At 70.5% G+C, this 17486-nt stretch carries 17 protein-coding genes; 7 read left to right on the top strand and 10 right to left on the bottom strand.

All coding sequences use genetic code 11. The annotated features are described in order from the left end of the window. The first annotated feature begins 43 nt into the window (after positions 1–43). The 3 genes from IE108_RS17470 to IE108_RS17480 all read left to right on the top strand — a co-directional run bounded on the left by IE108_RS17470 (position 44) and on the right by IE108_RS17480 (position 6353). The gene (locus tag IE108_RS17470) at positions 44–2488 is read left to right on the top strand and encodes a D-alanyl-D-alanine carboxypeptidase (RefSeq protein ID WP_107420192.1); all 2445 of its coding nucleotides are present in this window, start codon (positions 44–46) and stop codon (positions 2486–2488) included. Positions 2489–2686: 198 nt separating this feature from the next. After that, positions 2687–4552, top strand: a complete 1866-nt coding sequence (locus IE108_RS17475; protein WP_064728429.1) for a DUF8823 domain-containing protein — start codon at positions 2687–2689, stop codon at positions 4550–4552. Between the two features lie 217 nt (positions 4553–4769). Next, the gene (locus tag IE108_RS17480; protein WP_064728430.1) at positions 4770–6353 is read left to right on the top strand and encodes a sodium:solute symporter family protein; all 1584 of its coding nucleotides are present in this window, start codon (positions 4770–4772) and stop codon (positions 6351–6353) included. Positions 6354–6420: 67 nt separating this feature from the next. Here IE108_RS17480 and IE108_RS17485 read toward each other — a convergent pair whose 3' ends face one another. From IE108_RS17485 to IE108_RS17505, 6 genes are all read right to left on the bottom strand, one after another. Beyond that, entirely contained in the window at positions 6421–6831 is a 411-nt protein-coding gene (locus tag IE108_RS17485; protein WP_064728431.1) for a VOC family protein, read from the bottom strand. Positions 6832–6863: 32 nt separating this feature from the next. Further along, positions 6864–7001, bottom strand: a complete 138-nt coding sequence (locus tag IE108_RS17490) for a hypothetical protein (protein WP_159394612.1) — start codon at positions 6999–7001, stop codon at positions 6864–6866. 48 nt (positions 7002–7049) lie between these two features. Continuing rightward, positions 7050–7181: a hypothetical protein gene (locus tag IE108_RS35105; protein WP_256036505.1), complete on the bottom strand. Its 132-nt coding sequence runs from the start codon at positions 7179–7181 to the stop codon at positions 7050–7052. Positions 7182–7487: 306 nt separating this feature from the next. Continuing rightward, on the bottom strand, positions 7488–7613 hold the full coding sequence (locus IE108_RS35345; RefSeq protein ID WP_079163546.1) for an LPXTG cell wall anchor domain-containing protein: 126 nt from the start codon (positions 7611–7613) through the stop codon (positions 7488–7490). Positions 7614–7626: 13 nt separating this feature from the next. Next, the gene (locus tag IE108_RS35110) at positions 7627–10935 is read right to left on the bottom strand and encodes an RHS repeat-associated core domain-containing protein (RefSeq protein WP_064728432.1); all 3309 of its coding nucleotides are present in this window, start codon (positions 10933–10935) and stop codon (positions 7627–7629) included. 104 nt (positions 10936–11039) lie between these two features. Continuing rightward, the gene (locus IE108_RS17505) at positions 11040–11414 is read right to left on the bottom strand and encodes a hypothetical protein (protein ID WP_226486532.1); all 375 of its coding nucleotides are present in this window, start codon (positions 11412–11414) and stop codon (positions 11040–11042) included. A 522-nt stretch (positions 11415–11936) separates the two neighbouring features. On the opposite strand from IE108_RS17505, the gene IE108_RS17510 reads away from it, so the two are divergent. Next, positions 11937–12221, top strand: a complete 285-nt coding sequence (locus IE108_RS17510; protein WP_064728433.1) for a DUF4190 domain-containing protein — start codon at positions 11937–11939, stop codon at positions 12219–12221. 59 nt (positions 12222–12280) lie between these two features. Here the strand turns inward: IE108_RS17510 and IE108_RS17515 are convergent, their stop codons facing one another. The 3 genes from IE108_RS17515 to IE108_RS17525 all read right to left on the bottom strand — a co-directional run bounded on the left by IE108_RS17515 (position 12281) and on the right by IE108_RS17525 (position 14856). Further along, entirely contained in the window at positions 12281–13396 is a 1116-nt protein-coding gene (locus tag IE108_RS17515; RefSeq protein WP_064728434.1) for an ADP-ribosylglycohydrolase family protein, read from the bottom strand. Positions 13397–13501: 105 nt separating this feature from the next. Beyond that, a complete protein-coding gene (locus tag IE108_RS17520; RefSeq protein ID WP_064728435.1) occupies positions 13502–13990 on the bottom strand; it encodes a hypothetical protein in 489 nt (162 codons plus the stop codon). A 44-nt stretch (positions 13991–14034) separates the two neighbouring features. After that, a complete protein-coding gene (locus IE108_RS17525; RefSeq protein ID WP_064728436.1) occupies positions 14035–14856 on the bottom strand; it encodes a hypothetical protein in 822 nt (273 codons plus the stop codon). Positions 14857–15281: 425 nt separating this feature from the next. Here IE108_RS17525 and IE108_RS17530 point away from each other — a divergent pair, with 425 nt between their 5' ends. From IE108_RS17530 to IE108_RS17540, 3 genes are read left to right on the top strand one after another with little or no spacing between them, the layout of a single operon-like run. Continuing rightward, positions 15282–16094 (top strand): helix-turn-helix domain-containing protein, encoded by an 813-nt coding sequence (locus tag IE108_RS17530; RefSeq protein ID WP_189397699.1) that lies wholly within the window; start codon positions 15282–15284, stop codon positions 16092–16094. After that, a complete protein-coding gene (locus tag IE108_RS17535) occupies positions 16091–16294 on the top strand; it encodes a DUF397 domain-containing protein (protein ID WP_064728438.1) in 204 nt (67 codons plus the stop codon). The genes IE108_RS17530 and IE108_RS17535 overlap by 4 nt, the downstream gene beginning before the upstream one ends. Before the next feature lie 58 nt (positions 16295–16352). Beyond that, positions 16353–16865: a DUF2165 domain-containing protein gene (locus tag IE108_RS17540; RefSeq protein WP_064728439.1), complete on the top strand. Its 513-nt coding sequence runs from the start codon at positions 16353–16355 to the stop codon at positions 16863–16865. Here IE108_RS17540 and IE108_RS17545 read toward each other — a convergent pair. Beyond that, complete coding sequence (locus IE108_RS17545) at positions 16849–17412, bottom strand: hypothetical protein (RefSeq protein WP_079163827.1); 564 nt, start codon at positions 17410–17412, stop codon at positions 16849–16851. The genes IE108_RS17540 and IE108_RS17545 overlap by 17 nt on opposite strands. Between the last annotated feature and the right edge of the window lie 74 nt (positions 17413–17486).

Here is a 17486-nt window from a genome sequence, read left to right on the forward strand (position 1 = left end):
GTTTCGGTACGGGATCGGCAGCGCGCACAGCACTGTGCGGCGCATGGAGGAGGCATCGGTGGCGGGCGAGTCCCCCGACAGGTCGAAGCAGCGCGAGTCGTCGGAAGAACCGACGTCGGGGAGCGCGGGTCCGGTTCCCGAAGCCAGGACCGAGGCGAGCGAGCGGCGTGATCCGCGGCTGGCGGTGACGAGGGAGGGCGCGAAGTCCTCGGCGTCCGCCGGCTCGGACGGCTCCGAGGGCCCCCGCGGGGGCGTCGACACGGCGACGCGGGTGCTGTCGGCGCGCGAGACGGAGACGGAGACGGAGACGGACGCCGAGACGGCCTCCGAGGCGGAGACGGACGCCGAGACGGAGTCTCCGGTCGAGGAGACCGAGCGGGCCGACGAGGCCGTGACGGCCGACGAGGCCGACGAGGCCGACGAGGCCGACGAGGCCGACGAGGCCGACGGTCCCGAGGCGGACGTATCCGACGAAGCGGATGAAAGCAGCGAAGAGGACACGGGAGCCGACGGCAAGGACGCGGAGGCGGACGCGGACGCGGCTGCCGATACGCCCGCCAAGTCCACCAAGTCCGAGAAGTCCAGCCCCGTCGACGACTCCGACGACTCCGACTCCCCCGGCGACGGCCGGCTGCGGGACGCCGTCGCCGCCTGGGTGGCCACCGCGGACGAGCGGGCCGCCGCCAACGCGCACCTGGAGGCCCCGGAGACCACCGAGGAGACCACGGCCGCCCAGGAGCCCCCCGAGGCCCCGGAGAAGGCCGCTGAGGCCGAGGGCGGCGACTCCGAGGACGCCCCCGACGACTCCGCCCCGGACGCGGACGCCGGAACGGGCGACGAGCGGCCGGTCGACCAGCCCACCGCCGTGTTCCAGACGCGCCCCGCCAAGCCTTCCGTGGACCAGCCCACGACGATGCTGAAGCTGGGCGACGTCCCCCCGGTCCGCGAGAAGTCCGGCAAGACCGACAAGGCGGCCGCGAGCGACAAGGCCGACAAGGCCGACGAGCCCCGCGACGTCGAGCGGACCAGCAAGTTCGTCGCGCTGCGCCACCTCGACGACCCGGCGACACGCAAGCCGCCGGGCGCCCCGAAGGCACCCGCCGAGCCCACCGGGCCCGCCGAGCGCCCGCAGGCCCTCCGCAACGCCCCCACCGCCGCCGTACCGCAGGTCGGGCCGGAGCGGACGACCCAGCAGCCGGTGCCGCCGAAGCCGCCGCTGGACCTGCTGGCGGAGCTGACGAACACCCCGCCGCCGCCGGAGACCCCGCTGCGGACGACGGTGCGCCGGGTCAAGATCTGGACGCCGCTGGTCGTGCTGCTGCTGATCGTGTTCGCGGTGGCGCAGTCGATGCGCCCGCTGCCCGCGCCGACCCTGGACCTCACGGCGGAGGACAGCTTCACCTTCGAGGGCGGCAAGCCGGACATCCCGTGGCCGTCCAGCGGGCAGGCCGCCCTGGACGTGCAGGGCATCGGCTCGTTCGGCTCGTCCGGCGACCAGAAGCCGGTGCCGATCGCGAGTGTGGCCAAGGTCATGACGGCGTACGTCATCCTGCGCGACCACCCGCTCAAGAGCGGCGCCGACGGCCCGAAGATCAAGATCGACCAGGCCGCCGAGGACCAGTCGCAGGCGGGCCAGGAGTCGACGGTCAACGTGTTCGAGGGCGACTCGATCTCGCAGCGCGAGGCCCTGGAGAGCATCCTCATCGCGTCCGCGAACAACGTGGCGCGGCTGCTGGCCCGCTGGGACGCGGGCTCCGAGAAGGCGTTCGTGGAGAAGATGAACGCCGCCGCCGAGGACCTCGGGATGACCAACTCCACGTACACCGACCCCTCGGGCCTGAACAACACGACCGTGAGCACGGCCGTGGACCAGGTGAAGCTGGCCAAGGCGGCGATGACGGAGCCCGCGTTCCGCGAGGTCGCCGCGATGATGTCCTACGACGACTACAAGGGCGTCAACCACTCCAACTGGAACCACCTGGTCGGCCACAACGACGTCGTCGGCATCAAGACCGGCACCACCACCTCCGCGCTCGGCAACCTCGTCTTCGCCGCGAAGAAGGACGTGGACGGCGAGACCCGGACCATCGTCGGCGCCGTGGTGCGCCAGCCGGCGGGCGGCGCGGACAACACCATCCTCGGTGCCGCGCTGGACTCCAGCGACAAGCTGATCCGGGCCGCGCAGGACACCCTGGAGTCGTCCACGATCGTGAAGAAGGGCACCGTCGTCGGGTACGTCGACGACGGTCTCGGCGGCCGCACGCCGGTCGTCGCCACGCAGGACGTCAAGGCGGTCGGCTGGGCCGGGCTGACGGTGAAGCTGACGTTCAAGGCGGACGAGGTGCCGCACACGGCGAAGGCCGGGACGAAGGTCGGCACCCTCGCGGTCGGCGACGGCGGAAGCAGCGGGGCGGTGAAGGTGCCGGTGGCCCTGCGGGACGACCTCGCGGAGCCCGGCTTCGCGGACAAGCTCACCCGCGTGGGCTGACTCCGGGCCCCGCGGGGGCCGGACCGAAGCCCAACGCCCCCGCGGCCGACCGGCCGCGGGGGCGTTCGCGTGGGGCGCCGCAAGTGAGGAAGCCACGGCCCCGGGCTGCGTGCTAGCGTCACGAAACGGGGCAGGTCGCCGGTCGCCGGAACGGGACACGGCCCAAAGCAGAAGACGGGACACGGGGAGTGCCTTCAGGTGGCCACTGCGGAGCCGACACGCGCCGACGACGCCGATCAGGGCCAGGACGCCGGCCCGCGACCACGCGTACCCGCACCGCGCGGGGAGGGCGGCGGCGGTGACCCCGAACGCCCCGCACCCGAGGCGCCGTCCGCGGTGAACGCCGCCTTCCACGCCGTGCGCGAGCGCATGCTCCGCCATCCCGTGCTGTCCGTGACCGTCCTGGCCGGCATCCTCCACGTCGTCTGGTTCTTCACCTTCGCGAACAGCGGCGGCGACCTCGCGGCGCAGGACGCCTGGTCGGAGTTCGTCGGCCGCCATCCGGACTCGGCGTACAACCTCGCCTGGTACGGCGGCATGCACCCGGTGTCGTACAGCGTGGTCTCGCCGTACCTGATGTCGGTGCTCGGCGTGCGGACCACGATGATGATCGCGGGCACGCTGTCGGCGGGTCTGCTGACGATGATCCTGATCCGCAGCCGTGCGGTGCGCAATCCGCTGTGGGCGTCGCTGGCGGGCCTGTTCGGGCTGCTGGGCAACGCCGCGTCGGGCCGGGTGACCTTCGGCCTCGGCATGATGTTCGGCCTCGGCGCGGTCGCCGCGGTCTTCTGCTGGCCCTACCGCTGGCGCTACGAGCGCTGGGCCAAGGGACTGTGCGCGGCGCCGCTGGCCGCGCTGTCCACGATGGCCTCGCCGGTCTCCGGCCTGTTCGTGGGCCTGGTGGCGGTCGCGCTGTTCCTCCAGAAGCGGCGGCCGGGCGCCTGGTCGCTCGGGCTGGCCCCCGCGGCGGTCGTGGCGCTGTCGGCCTGGCTGTTCCCCTTCTCCGGCACGCAGCCGATGTCCTTCGGCTCGGCGGCCCTGCCGATCCTGTACGCGGGGCTGGTCTACGCGTTCGTGCCGCGCACGTGGACGACCGTGCGGATCACGTCGGCGGTCTACGGGCTGGCCGTGCTGCTGGTCTGGGTGATCAGCTCGCAGATCGGCTCCAACATCACGCGCCTGGCGATGCTCTTCGCCGGGGTGGCGCTGGTGGCGGCGCTGCCGTTCACGGTGCCCAAGTCGCGCAAGTGGTACGCGCTGGTGGTCGCGATCGTCGGCTTCGTGGCCTGGATCGGCTTCAAGTCGGCCGACGACATCATCCACACCACACCGGCCGCGTCCTGGGCGCGGGAGCTGGCGCCGCTGGTCAACGAACTCCAGGAGGTCGGCGCCGAGCGCGGCCGGGTCGAGGTCGTGCCCGCCCGCTCCCACCGGGAGGCCTCGGCGCTGGCGCCGTACGTGAACCTGGCCCGCGGCTGGAACCGCCAGGCCGACATGGAACGCAACCCGCTCTTCTACGACGACACGCTCAACTCGGCCAACTACCACGAGTGGCTGCGCCGCTGGGCGGTGCACTTCGTGGTGCTGCCGAAGGACGAACCGGACGGCGACGGCGGCGAGCGGGAGCGGGAGCTGGTCCAGCGCGGGCTGCCGTACCTGAAGCAGGTCTGGGGCGACGCCAACTGGCAGCTGTTCCAGGTGACCAACCCGACCCCGCTGGCGGAGCCCGACGCGGAGGTCCAGCGCGCCGAGCAGGGCGAGTGGACCATCGACGTGCGCAAGCCGGGCCGGATCCTGGTCCGGGTGCCGTACTCGCCGTGGCTGAGCCTGGTGGACGACGAGGGCAACAAGCTCCAGCCGCCGCAGGAGACCGAGGCCTCCAGGAACAGCCCCGAGGGCACGCCGAAGACGTACGACAACGTGAACGGCTGCGTGACGGAGACCGAGGAGACCGCCGAGGGCGACAAGTGGACGCTGCTGGTCGCGCCCGAGGCGGGCACCTACCGGCTGGGGGCTCCGTACGGGCTCCAGCGGGGTACGCCGTGCCCGGAGGAGCTGCGGTAGGGCGCCTGCGGAGAGACTCCGCCTTGTTCATGTAAGTGAACAGAGGTCAGCAAGCCGAACATTTTTACTTGCTCTTGACCTTCCGCTTCCTTGTCGTGCCCGCGTCGGCGCAACCACGATGAGCGGGCACTTCGCGCCCTCCCTCGCCCCTACCCCGCTCGTGCGAAGTGCCAGCCAGCTGAGCGGAGTTCACAAGGCGGACCCCGGAAGGGGGCACATGAACGGTCTCGACTGGTCCGTGCTCATCGGCTACTTCGCCGTCATGGTGGCGATCGGCGTGTGGTCGCACAAACGCGTGGACGACGTGAGCGACTTCTTCACGGCCGGCGGCAAGATGCCCTGGTGGCTGTCCGGCATCTCGCACCACATGTCCGGCTACAGCGCGGTGATGTTCACCGGCTACGCCGGCATCGCCTACACCTACGGCGTCACGTCGTTCGTGACGTGGTCGTTCCCCATCGCGCTCGGCATCGCCATCGGCTCCAAGCTGTTCGCGCCGCGGATCAACCGGCTGCGCTCACGGCTGCACGTGGCCTCGCCGCTGGAGTACCTGAAGAACCGGTACAACCTGCCCACCCAGCAGGCGCTGGCCTGGTCCGGGATGCTGCTGAAGATCGTGGACGTGGCCGCGAAGTGGGCGGCCATCGCGACCCTGCTGTCCGTCTTCACCGGCATCTCCCTCAACCAGGGCATCCTGATCACCGGCGTCATCACGGGCATCTACTGCACGATCGGCGGCCTGTGGGCGGACGCGCTGACCGAGCTGGGCCAGTTCATCATCCAACTCCTCGCCGGGGTCGCGATGTTCGTGGCCGTGGTGATGAAGCTCGGGGACTACGGCGGCTTCTTCGGCGTCTGGGACGAACCCGCCCTCCAGGGCCACGCGAAACCGCTGGTCGGCCCGTACGGAACGGTGTTCCTGCTGGCCTTCCTCTTCATCAAGCTCTTCGAGTACAACGGCGGCATGCTCAACCAGGCCCAGCGCTACATGGCCACGCCCAACGCCCGCGAGGCCTCGCGCTCCGCGCGGCTGTCGGCGGTGCTGTGGCTGGTCTGGCCGCTGGTGCTGTTCTTCCCGATGTGGATGTCGCCGCTGCTGGTGGAGTCGCAGAAGCCGGACGGCTCCGACTCCTACGCCCTGATGACCGAGCAGTTGCTGCCGCACGGCCTCCTCGGCCTGGTCATCGTCGGCTTCTTCTCCCACACCATGGCCATGTGCTCCTCGGACGCCAACGCCATCGCGGCCGTGTTCACGCGTGACGTGGCGCCGGTGCTGTCGAAGCGGGCGCGCGGCTGGGGCCGGCGCTCGGGGCTGCTGGCGGCCCGGCTGACGACGGTGGTCTTCCTCGGGCTGTCCATGGCGGTGGCCACGCAGGTCGACTCGCCGACGTTCAAGGACATCATCACGGTCGTCATCAAGTGGGTCGCCGGACTGATGGGCCCGATCGCGATCCCGATGATGCTCGGTCTGCTGCGGCCCTTCCGCCGCTCCGGCCCGACGGCCGCGCTCACCAGCTGGGCGCTGGGCCTGCTCGCCTTCTGGCTGGTCAACTACCCGATCAGCTGGAACGTCGAGGGCGGGGTGCCGCTGGAGTACCAGGTCTCCATCCCGCTGGCGGTCTCGCTGGTCCTGTACATCGTGATCGGCTTCCTGAAGCCGGAGGACACCCCGGAGCGGATGGCGATCATCGAGCGCGTCAACACCGACGACGACGGCGACATGTCCGGCGCGGCGGCCGCGATCCCGGCGCCGGCCGGCGGGGTGGGCGACGCGAAGACGGGCAGCAAGGTGGGCGACTAGCCCGGCGCGCACGTCTCCGCCTCCGGCCGGTACCCGTGACGGCGGGTGCCGGCCGGGGACGTCGGGCTCAGTGCACTTCCTGGATGCGGATCTGGTTGCCGGCCGGGTCGCGGAAGGCGCAGTCCCGGATGCCGTACGGCTGCTCGGTCGGTTCCTGGACGATCTCGGCGTTCCCCGCCCGCAGCTTCTCGAAGGTGCCGTCGAGGTCCTTGGTGGCCAGCAGCAGCCACCCGTAGGTGCCCTTGGCCATCATCTCGGCGACGGTCCGGCGCTCGGCCTCGGTGATCCCGGGGTCGGCGGCGGGCGGCGCCAGCAGCAGCGAGATGTCCGGCTGCCCGGGGGGCCCGACGGTGATCCAGCGCATCGCGCCCTGCCCCACGTCCTGCCGCACCTCGAACCCGAGGACGTCCCGGTAGAACACCAGCGACGCGTCCGGGTCGTCGTGCGGGAGGACGGTGGTGTGAATGCTGATACCCATGCGAGCCACGCTAGCGGGAACGGGGGGTGTGGTCAGTCCTTGCTCTTCCGCCGTTTCTGATCACGGAAGAAGGACCAGGTGGCCACCCCCACGACCACCACGAGAATGATCGTCGTGGCGAGGGGGCTTCCTTTGACTCCCGTTCCCATCGCCAACAGGGGCAGTTCCATGCCGGATCCTTTGGTCGTCGTCTGTGGAGGGGCGGAAGCCGACTGCCGTCACTTGTCGCCTCTGCTCCTCCTCCGCAGCGAGACGACCGCGAAGATGAGGAGGCCGACGGCGATGACGGCGACCGTCACGCCGACGCTTCCTCCGATCGCGGCGCCGGATCGAGCGAGTGTCGACGTCATGCGGTGTCCTTCATCTGACCGACGAATGCCGCGAGTGAAATCATTTCGAGCCTCCGCACTCCTGGGGACGGGTGGCGTGTGGTCAGTGCTCGCGGTGCGCTTGCCCCCTGAGTGCGCGGCGGCTTCGCCGGCGTCTCCGTCGCCGGCGAAGCCCATGTCGTGATGGAGACCGAAGCCCCCCGGAAGATGTCGTGTTGCGTGAGATCCACATACCGACGACGAGGGACTTCGTCACGTCACCGCACCTGGCCAGCCCATCCCATCCCGGCCGGGGACAGGATGAAAGAGGGCCATTCAGAGCGTCTGCTACTTCTTTTCACGCTTGCGGCGCCAGTAGAGCAGGGCGAATGCCACCACCATGACTATCACTCCGAGGATGACGGTGGCTGCCGCATTGTCCTCGAATCCGGTACCCACTACCGCTAGGTTCATTCAATTCCACCTCTCAAAGCCATCCGCCCGTTATTCCTGCACCGCCGAAGTAACCCAATGCGGTGTATCCGAGGTCAACCCCCAGGCCTGTCTTTCCCCCTATACCAGCCAGCTTTGTCGCGGCTCCGACGCCACCCGTCCCTAGCCCCAGGATTCCGACCGCTGCGGTTTCCCCTGCAGAATTGCCTGATGCAATGGACCCCGCAACACTCAAGCCGGTGCCCACTGCGGCCGCTCCGATTGCCACGGGCGCCGATACCGGGGCCAGGGCGACAAGTCCGACTACGGTCCCTGCCAGGCCGAGTCCTTCGCCCAGTGAGAGCAGTCCGCTGGGGTCGACCCGGTTGACGGGGTCGCCTGCGGCGTAGGCGTAGAGGTTGGACTCCTTACCCGAGGGGTCGGGCTGGGTGAAGCGGCCGAGTTGCGGGTCGTAGTAGCGGGCGCCCATCTTGTACAGGCCGGACGGGTCGAGATAGGTGCCGGTGTAGCGGTAGGGCTGGTTGGTGCCGCTGGTGGTGCGGGCCTCACCGTAGGGGCCGTAGCTGTAGGTCGCGGTGCGCTTGCCGGTGGCGTCGATCAGACCGATGACGCTGCCCTGGACGTCGGTGAGGTAGTACTGGCTCGCCCCGCCCGATGTCATGGCTGTCAGGGTGCCCGACGGCTCCCGGACGAAACCGGTGGTGTTCTCCCGCGTCATGCCGATCGCGGCGTTGGTGAACGTCGAACTGCCGCGCGTCAGACGGTCGTTGTTGTCCAGACCCGCGTATCCGTAGGCCGAGGCGGTGCCGGAGGCCGTCAGGGCGGAGAGCTGGGTGTACGGCGTCCACTGGGCGGCCGAGCGGGCACCGGTGGGTGAGGCGGCGGAGATCTCGTTGCCGTCGCCGTCGTAGGAGAAGCCCGTGTTCCCGCCCAGCGAGGTCAGCTCGTTGGCGTTGTTGTACTCCCGGACGGACTGGGCGTTGTCGCAGGCGGGCAGACTGGTGCCGGTGGAGCGGCCGGTCATGTTGCCGGCCTTGTCGTAGCAGTAGGCCCAGCCGGCGGTGGTGGAGCCGTCCTTGGTCTCCACGGCCTTGGTGAGGCGGCCCTTGGTGTCGTAGGTGTACGCGAGGGCGGCGCCGTCGGTGGTCCGCTTGTGGATCTTGTCGCTGTCCCTGCCGGACTTCTTGTAGTCGTAGGTGATCGTCGACAGGACGCTGCCGCCGTTCCTCACCTCGATCTTCTCGGCGCGGCTGGACTTGTCGTAGTCCGTCTTCTGCTCCGTGCCACCGGGGTACGTGGTGGTGGTCCGGTCGCCGTTCTTGTCGTAGCCGTAGCTGGTCTTCGCACCGCCCGGCTGGGTCAGGGTGATGAGCTGGTTGGCGTCGTTGTAGTCGTAGGCGAGGGTGCCGCCGGCGTCGGTGGCGGCCTTCACGTTGCCCGCCTCGTCGTAGGTGACCGAGCTGGAGCCGCCCGCGGGCAGGGTGCGGGTGCGTTCGCGGTTCTGCTCGTCGTACGTGTAGACGCTCGCCCCCGCCGGAGAGGTGCGGGACCTGATGTTGCCGTCGGCGTCGTAGACGAACGTCGTGAGCTTGCCGTCACTGGTCTGCGTCTTGAGCCGGTCGCGCTTGTCGTAGGTGTAGACCGTCTCCACGCCCCGCCCGTCGGTGACGGTGTCGGTGCGGCCCAGGACGTCGTAGGTGAAGGTGACGTCCTCCTGCGCGGACGGGCGGTCGACCGTCGTCAGGTTGCCCTTGGAGTCGTAGGTGAAGGACGTCTTGTTGTCCTCGGGGTCGGTGGCCGAGCAGCGCTGGCCGGGCAGCCCGTCGCAGTCCATCGTGCCGGACTTCGGGTTGTAGTCGTAGGTCCACTTGGCGCCGTCGGAGCCGGTGGTCGTGTCGGTCTGCGACATCATGTTGCCGGAGGTGTCGTAGCCGTTGGTGACCTTGTCGCCGCCGGCGGAGGTCAGGGTCTCGGGGTAGTGGCCGCCGGCCTTCTGGGTCCAGGCCATCGTGGACTGGGCGCCGGTGGGCTGGGTGGCGGTCTTGGGGTTGAAGGAGTCGTCGTAGTCGAACTTCACGGTGTTGCCCGGAGTCGATCCGACGCCCATGCCGTCGACCGCGCTGGTGACGTTGTTGTCCGGCCCCCACGTCCTGGAGCGTTCGTGGCCGAGCGGATCGGTCGTCTTCTTGACCCGCCAGCGGGCGTCGACCGTCTTCTCGGTGTGCTTGCCCCGCGGATCCGTGACGCGGGCCACGCCCTCGCCCTCGCTGCCCGGCTGCGGAAGGATGTAGCGGAACGCGGTGGTCGCGCCGGCGCCCGTCGCCTTGTCGACGACGCGGGTGATCGAGGCGAGGAGGTTGGTGTTCCAGGTGAACCGCGTCTCGCGGCCCTCCGCCGTGGTCACCTTCGTCACGCGGTGCGAGGTGTCGTAGTCGAAGACCGTGGTCTTGCCGTCGGTGTCGGTGAACGTCTTCAGGTCGTTCCCGGACCAGGTGTAGGACGCGTACCGGCCGGTGTTGTCCGTGACCTTGGTGATCTGCTTGCCATCGTTGTCGAACGTCAGGGTCCGGCCCGAAGCCGCGGTGATCTTCGAGGTGAAGGCGCCCGAGTAGGAGACCGTGGTGGCGTTGCCGTTCTTGTCCTCGACCTTGCTCACGCGTGCGTCACCGGTGGTGCCGGAGCGGGTGAAGGTGGTCTTCTGGCCGTTCTTGCGCGAGGTGAGGGTGTAGGACTTCTTGTCCGAGGACTGGGTCAGGTCCTGCTTGTAGCCCGGGGCCGGGGTGAACTTGGAGCCGTCCCGCTCGAACACGGCGATGGTACTGGAGGGGCCCTGGACGTAGACCGAGGTGGTGTTCGGCTCGTGGACCAGGTAGTCGCTGCCGGTCGTCGCCTTCCAACTCGTGTTGAGGCCGTTGTATGCGTGCCCCAGGGACAGGCCGGGGCCGGCGTCGGCGATGTCGAAGGCGTTGACGGACAGGAGCAGGTTGCCGTTGCCGTAGTTGACCTGCGCGCCGACCGAGTCGGACAGGGGCGCCTCGAAGAACTCCGACCAGGGGACCTGCCCGATGCCGAGCCCCTGGAAGGTGGACTGGAGGATGCCCGGCTGCAGCAGCGGACGGTCCTTGCCCGCGACACCGATGGGTGTGCTCGCGGGCGCCGCGGTCTTCCCCACCGGGGAGGCCGTCTGCCGGGGCGGGGCCGGTTTACCGGCCGGCGAGGCCGATGCCTGGGCGGGTATCAGGGCTGCCAGGAGCGCTGCCCCGGCGGCCGAGGCGACCATCGCCGTCGCCGCGGAGCGTCTGCCGCGTCTGGTCCGCCGGTTTTCGGGCATGCGGGAGCGCATGAGGAACTCTCCTTGGATTGATCAGGCTTCAGGGCCGGGGATGTGAGGAGCGGGTCCCGGCGGGTGGCAGCCGGTGGGCGGCTGCCACCCGCACCCGCGAGGCGTCAGCAGCGCTTGGACGTCCTGGCGGCGTAGCTGCCCGGTTCACTGGCGATGGTCAGGGTCCCGTCGCCCGAGGTGCAGTCGTCGACGGTGTCGGCGCCGTTGCCCCAGAACTCCTGGTTGAGCGAGTCGTACTCGCGGCGCACGCCCAGCAGCGTGGAGCGGTCGTAGGACCACACACCGACCTGCAGATCAAACTTGATCTTCTTGTCCAGGAACGACTTCCACACCCACACGTAGCCGTAGTTCTCGTCGCACTCCGGCGAGTAGAACTGCTTCACCGAGGCGATCTGCTCCGTCCCCCGGTAGGCATACGAGGTGGTGCCGATCTGATACGCGTCCGCGCAGACACCGGCCTCCAACGCCCGGGCGGACAAGGGGTTTCCGGCCTCCGTCGGAGCGCCGGCCGCGGCGCGGGCCGGAGCGTCCGCGGGAGCGGGGCGCGGCCCCGTACCGGCGGACGCCGTCCCCGCCCCGGCCAGCGTCAGGGCGAAAGCCCCCGACGCGGCGGCCGCACAAGCAAGCGATCTGAAGCTCTTTCGGGCACGCGAAAGGCGCGCACCGTTGGTGCGTCGAATCAAGACTTCCCCCCACAGGAAGACAGCCCCCGCCGACCCCAGTGGTCACGAGGAAGTCACAACCTGTCACACAAGCCACACAAGTTGACCCCCGTGCCCTCGAACACACGAACTAGGCGGGCCAGAACAAGCCCCTCCGCATAGCGCTTTTCGGGCAGGTCGAAGCGGCGTGATCTGGACACGTGTGGACGGAGGCGGGCCGCGCCGCGGCAAAGGCCCGGTAAACCGCGACCGAAAGTGTTTGTGCGCATGCCGTCTGTTCGTCGGAAGGCGGGGCACAAGGGAGCACACGGAAGCCGGACCCGACGTGGGGAGAGAGCGATGACGAACTTCAGCAACAGCGCGTCCGCATCAGGCTCGCGCACCAACGGACTTGCCGTCGCCGGGCTCGCGTGCGGCGTCGTCGGCATCTTCATCCTGAACATCGTGCTCGGCCCGCTGGCCATCGTCTTCGGTGCCGTCGGCCTGCGGCAGGCCGGGGCCAAGGGCGGCGCCGGGATGGCGAAGGCCGCCATCGCGCTCGGCATCGTCGACGTCCTGCTCTTCATCGTGCTGATGGCCGTGGCCGCCTCGAACGGCGGTTTCAGCTGGTACGTGGGCGGCTGACGCCCGAACCGGTCGGCCGAGGGCTCCGCGCGGATCTGCCGCGCGGAGCCTCTCGCGTTCTAGGCGCGCGGGTAGCGGGTCAGCCAGGCCGGGGACGAGCCCGCCGGGCCGTGCAGGGCCGGGCCCTGGGTCATCTCCATGGCGAAGTCGTCGGCCAGTTCGAGGAGGGTCGCCCGGCCCTCCAGCTCGGCCAGCCAGGCCGGTGGCAGCGCCGTCTCCCCGTGCAGCGCGCCCAGCAGGCCGCCAGTGAGGGCCCCGGTCGCGCCGGAGGGGCCGTCGTGGTTCACGGCGAGCCGCAGTCCGTGCCGTACGTCCTCGCCGACCAGGGCGCAGTACACCGCGACGGCGACCAGGCCCTCCGCCGTGCCCTCGCCCATCAGCTCGGTCACCCGCGCGGGGGTCGGCAGCCCCTGCCGTACCGCGCCCAGCGCGTGCTGGAGCGCCTCGGTCACGGGCTGGTGACCGGGCCGGGCGGCGAGCAGGGCCAGCCCGCGCTGCACCGCCGCGTCCAGGCTCTCCCCGCGCGCCAGCCCGTGCACGATCACGGCGTACGCGCCCGCCGCCAGGTACCCGGTGGGGTGCCCGTGGGTCTGCGCCGCGCACTCCACGGCGAGCTGGACGACGAGCTGCGGCTCCCAGCCGACCAGCAGGCCGAAGGGCGCCGACCGTGCCGCCGCCTCGGGCCCGCGCTCACCGGGGTTCTTGGGCGCCTCCGGCGTCCCCATGGTCTCGTCGCCGAGCCCGAGCAGCAGCGCGCGCGGGGCGTCCCGGCGGACGTACAGCCACTCCTCGTGGGCGAGCCAGCCGTCGTCCTTGCGCCGCAGGTCGGGCCCCCAGTCGCGCTGGGTCGCCGCCCAGCGCCGGTAGGCGCGGTGCAGGTCGGTCGGGGGGTGCCAGGCGCCGGTGTCCCGCCGTACCTGGGCCCGTATCAGCCCGTCCACGGAGAACAGGCTGAGCTGCGTGAGGTGGGTGACGGCGCCGCGCCTGCCGTAGGCGGGGGCCAGGTCGGTCAGGCCCTCCGCACCGTGCTCCTCCCGGATCCCGTCGAGGTCCAGCCCGTCGACGGGCGCGCCGAACGCGTCCCCGACGGCCACACCGAGCAGCGTCCCGCGCACCCGGCTGCGGAAGTCCTGCTGCTCGGCACGCCCCCAGACGGCACCGGCTGTCGCGCCCACCCGGACCTCCCCTCGGCATCGACATGGTCCGTACGTACGACGTCCAGCACTTTATTCGAAGGCGGACGGTCGCTTCAGGGGCGGAACGGTGTGGAAACGTTCACGTCATGGCACGGGGCGGACCGCCGCGGTGATCCGCCGCGCTTCCGCCAGAACGTCGGCGTCGACCTGGGCCGGTGTCCCGTCGCCGAGTTCGAGGTAGTCGTACTCGTCGTCCAGTGCGGCCAGACGTTCGGCCAGGGGGAAGTCGTGTCCGAAGCGCCCATGTACGCGGAAGGCCAGTTCGCGCGGTGTCAGCTCGCCGGCCAGCGTGCGGGTGGCCAGGGCTCGTACGCCGGCCTCGTGTGCGGCACGGCTGCCCGCCGGGTGGAGGACGAGACCCAGTTCGTCGAGTGCGGGAGGCAGGAGATCGTGCACGTCGTAGTCCGCCTCCGCACGTGTGCAGGCGGCCAGAACGCGCAGGGCCGGACTGTCGACGCCGGCGACGAGCGCGTCGCAGGCGCTGGAGACGACATCGGCCGCACCGGCCTCGCCCGTCCGCCACAGGGCGGCCCGGTCCTGCAAGGCGAGTGCTGCTGCTTCGGCCGACGTCATTCGTCCATGATTCCGTCCCGAGGCGCCATGGGTCGAGCCGGTTTCTACGCCGCCGCGCACCGCCGGGCGGCGGTCTCCCGGCAGTCGCGGCAGTGGCCCGCGTGTGGGGCTCGGAAGGCTCGTTCGCAGCCGTCGCAGGTCTGGAGGGGGTCGGGGAGGCGTGGGGCGGGGGCCTGGGGGCGGGGTGCGGGGAGGGACGGGGGGAGGTCGGCGGTGAGGCGGCGTTCCAGGAAGGCCGCCGGGTGGCGGATCGGCTCCTGGGGGAGGCCGGCCGTCAGGGTCCGCTCCACGGCGCTCGCCGGGACGCCGCGCTCCAGCCACACGGCGACGGAGGGCGCGAGGCGCCGGACGTCCCGTTCGGTGAGCAGCAGGCGGGAGTCGTGCAGGCGCAGGCGCGCGAGCAGGTCGGAGGCGGGGGTCGGTCCGTCGGCTCCGGAGGCCGCCGGAGCGGGGCGCGATTCCGGGGCCGGGAGTGCGGGCGGCTCGACCGGCGGCAGGGCGGCCGCCAGGAACGCGCGGGGCTTGTTGCGGGAGACCGTCCGGGTCACGACTCGGCCCGATTGAAGACGCTCCTTGGTGCGTGCGAGGTAGCCGTGCTCCTCCAGCTCCCGCAGGGCCGCGGCGATCCGGATCTCGCCCTCCGGGAACTTGCCCGCCAGCATCTTGATCCCGACCGGCGCCCCGACGGGCAGCGACTGGATGTGGACGGCCAGCCCGATCGCCGTCAGGGACAGCTCGGGGTGCTGGAGGAGGTGGTTGCCGACCACGGTGAAGTTGTCGTGGTGGGGGACGTTCTCGTGCTCTACGCCGCCCGGGTAACGGCCGGACGCGGGGCGCGCGTGCGCGCTAGGGTTCTGCTCAGTCATCGGGAAGGGTCCACTTCCTCGGTGATCAGGCCCTCGCAGTGGGATGGCAGTCCCGGCGGGGGCCGAATCATGTCTGGTGTTGTTGCGGCAGACGCTGCACCATGAACGGCCCTCCGCGCCAGCCGAGTTGGTGATGTTCACCCGCCAGAGTGATCTGCGAGGACGGCAGGGGTGGGTTGGTTCTTTCCCCGGTTCTTTGGTCTTTGGCGTCGCGTCCGGCCGGGTCGCGTCCGGCCACGATCCGGTGGGCGGGGAGGGCCAGTTGACCCCGGCGGCCCCTCGCGGCGACCGGGTCGTGGGCGCCCAGGGCCCGGGGCCACGTACCGGGACCATTTCCCGATCACGTCACCCAGCGTGGCCACCCATCCCTACTCTGAACGGTGACGATCTCGACACCGAGGGTGACCGTTACGGGAGGGGAAGACATGGAAGACGAGGAGTCCGAGGCCGTACTCAAGACGGTCGGGCGGCAGATCAAGATGTGGCGCGAGGCGGCCGGGATGACCCAGCCGGAGCTGGGCGCCGCGATCGGGTACGGAGAGGACCTGGTCTCCTCCGTCGAACGCGGGCGGCGCATCCCCAAGCCGGACTTCCTGGACAAGGCCGACGAGGTCCTGGGCGCGGACGGCAAGCTCGCCACGATGAAGGAGGACGTGGAGAAGGCCCGGTATCCGAAGAAGGTGCGGGACCTTGCCAGGCTGGAGGACGAGGCGGTCGAGTTGGGGGCGTACGCCGGTCATCACATCCACGGGCTGCTGCAAACGCCCGAGTACGCCCGGGCGTTGTACGCGATGCGGCGCCCGGCGTTCACGGAGGAAGAGGTCGACCGCTACGTCTCCGCCTGCATGGCGCGGAAGGCGGTCTTCGATCGCGTGCCCCGGGCCCAGCTCACCTTTGTCCAGGAAGAGGTGACGCTGCGGCGCCCACTCGGGGGCAGAATGGTACTGCGGCAGCAGCTCGAACATCTCTTGGAGATCGGCCAGTTGAGGCACGTCGAGATCCAGGTGATGCCGACGGCCCGGGAGGATCACGCGGGGATGGCGGGGTCGCTTCAGCTGCTCAAACTGCGGGGTGGCAAGGCGTTCGGGCACGCCGAGGGCCAGCTGCACAACCGGCTCATCCGCGAACCCCACGAGATCCACACCCTGGACTTGCGCTATGGGATCATCCGGGCGCAGGCACTCACGCCCCGTGAGTCACTGGCCTTCATCGAGAAAGTCATGGGAGAAGAGACATGACCCCTGCGCTGAAGTGGTTCAAGAGCAGCTACAGCAGCAATGACGGCCCCGAGTGCGTCGAGGTGGCGATACCCCCGGCCACCTCCACCATCCACGTCCGCGACTCCAAGAACCCCACCGCCGCCCGCCTCACCTTCACCGACGTCTCCTGGACCGCGTTCGTGCACACCGTCACGACGGGCCCGGGCAAGCCCAGTTGATGACCCGGGCGGCCCTCCTGGTCGGCTGAGCACGGGCGGCATGGGGAAGGGTGGGGCCATGACCATCACCAGACACCCCCGTCCCCTGGGCCTCGCGGCCACCGTCCTCACCGGCGTCCTCGCCCTGTACATCGCCCTCGTCGCGTTCGGCAACATCACCGACTTCGGGACGAACCGGGACTTCGTGCGCCATGTCCTCGCGATGGACACCACGTTCAAGGACGACGACCTGATGTGGCGGGCGATCACCAGCAAGGGTCTCCAGGACGCGGCGTACGTGGCGATCATCGCCTGGGAGACCGTGGCCGCGCTCGTGCTGATCGGCGCGACCTGGCTCTGGATACGCCGCGACCTCGCCTCCGCCCGGCGGCTGACCACGTACGGCACCCTGATGCTGATGCTGCTCTTCGGGGCCGGGTTCATCGGGATCGGCGGCGAGTGGTTCGCCATGTGGCAGTCGGCGGACTGGAACGGGCTGGACGCCGCGACCCGGGTCTTCCTGATCAGCGGCGTCGTGCTGATCGTCGCCCACCTGCCGTCCGGCGGCGACGAGGCTAGCCGACGACCGTGACCTTCGTGCCGGTCGTCGCGAAGTCCCAGACGGCCGTCCCGTCGGCCTTGTGCAGCCGTATGCCGCCCGTCTTCGTACCGGAGGCGGGCGGCGGCGGCGAGGAGCCGTCGACGGCGTTGGAGAAGGCGACCGAGACGCCGTCCTGCTGGGCGAAGTAGACGATCCGCTCGATCTCCACCCCGTCGGAGCCGGTCGTGGCGCCCTCGGTGCGGCTGCTGACCGTGTAGCTGCCCGGACCGGGGTCCACCGTGCCGGGCCACACCGTGAAGGTCCGCCGGGTGGCGTCACTGGCGTCGACCAGCCACACCCGCTTCTGCTCGACCGAGTACACGACCCGCCGCCCGGTGCCGGAGCCGTCCGGCACCCGGGCCGGTGCGGTCTCCTTCGGCGCCGGGTCCTTGCCCGCGGACGCCGTGGGGGCCGGCTTGGTCGCCGCGGCGGTGGGATGGGGCCCCTGGTCCGCCTGCACGGCCAGGAAGGTCACCGCCGCGATCGCGCCCACGGTCAGACCGGAGACCCACGCCCATGAGGGAAGTCGGGCAGGCACGGGCACGCATCTCCTCAGCGATCATCTACGGGACCCCGGTACACCTGGGGCCAGATCATCGTACTGCGCGCCCG

Source organism: Streptomyces parvulus, assembly GCF_014648855.1.
Classification (GTDB): domain Bacteria; phylum Actinomycetota; class Actinomycetes; order Streptomycetales; family Streptomycetaceae; genus Streptomyces; species Streptomyces parvulus.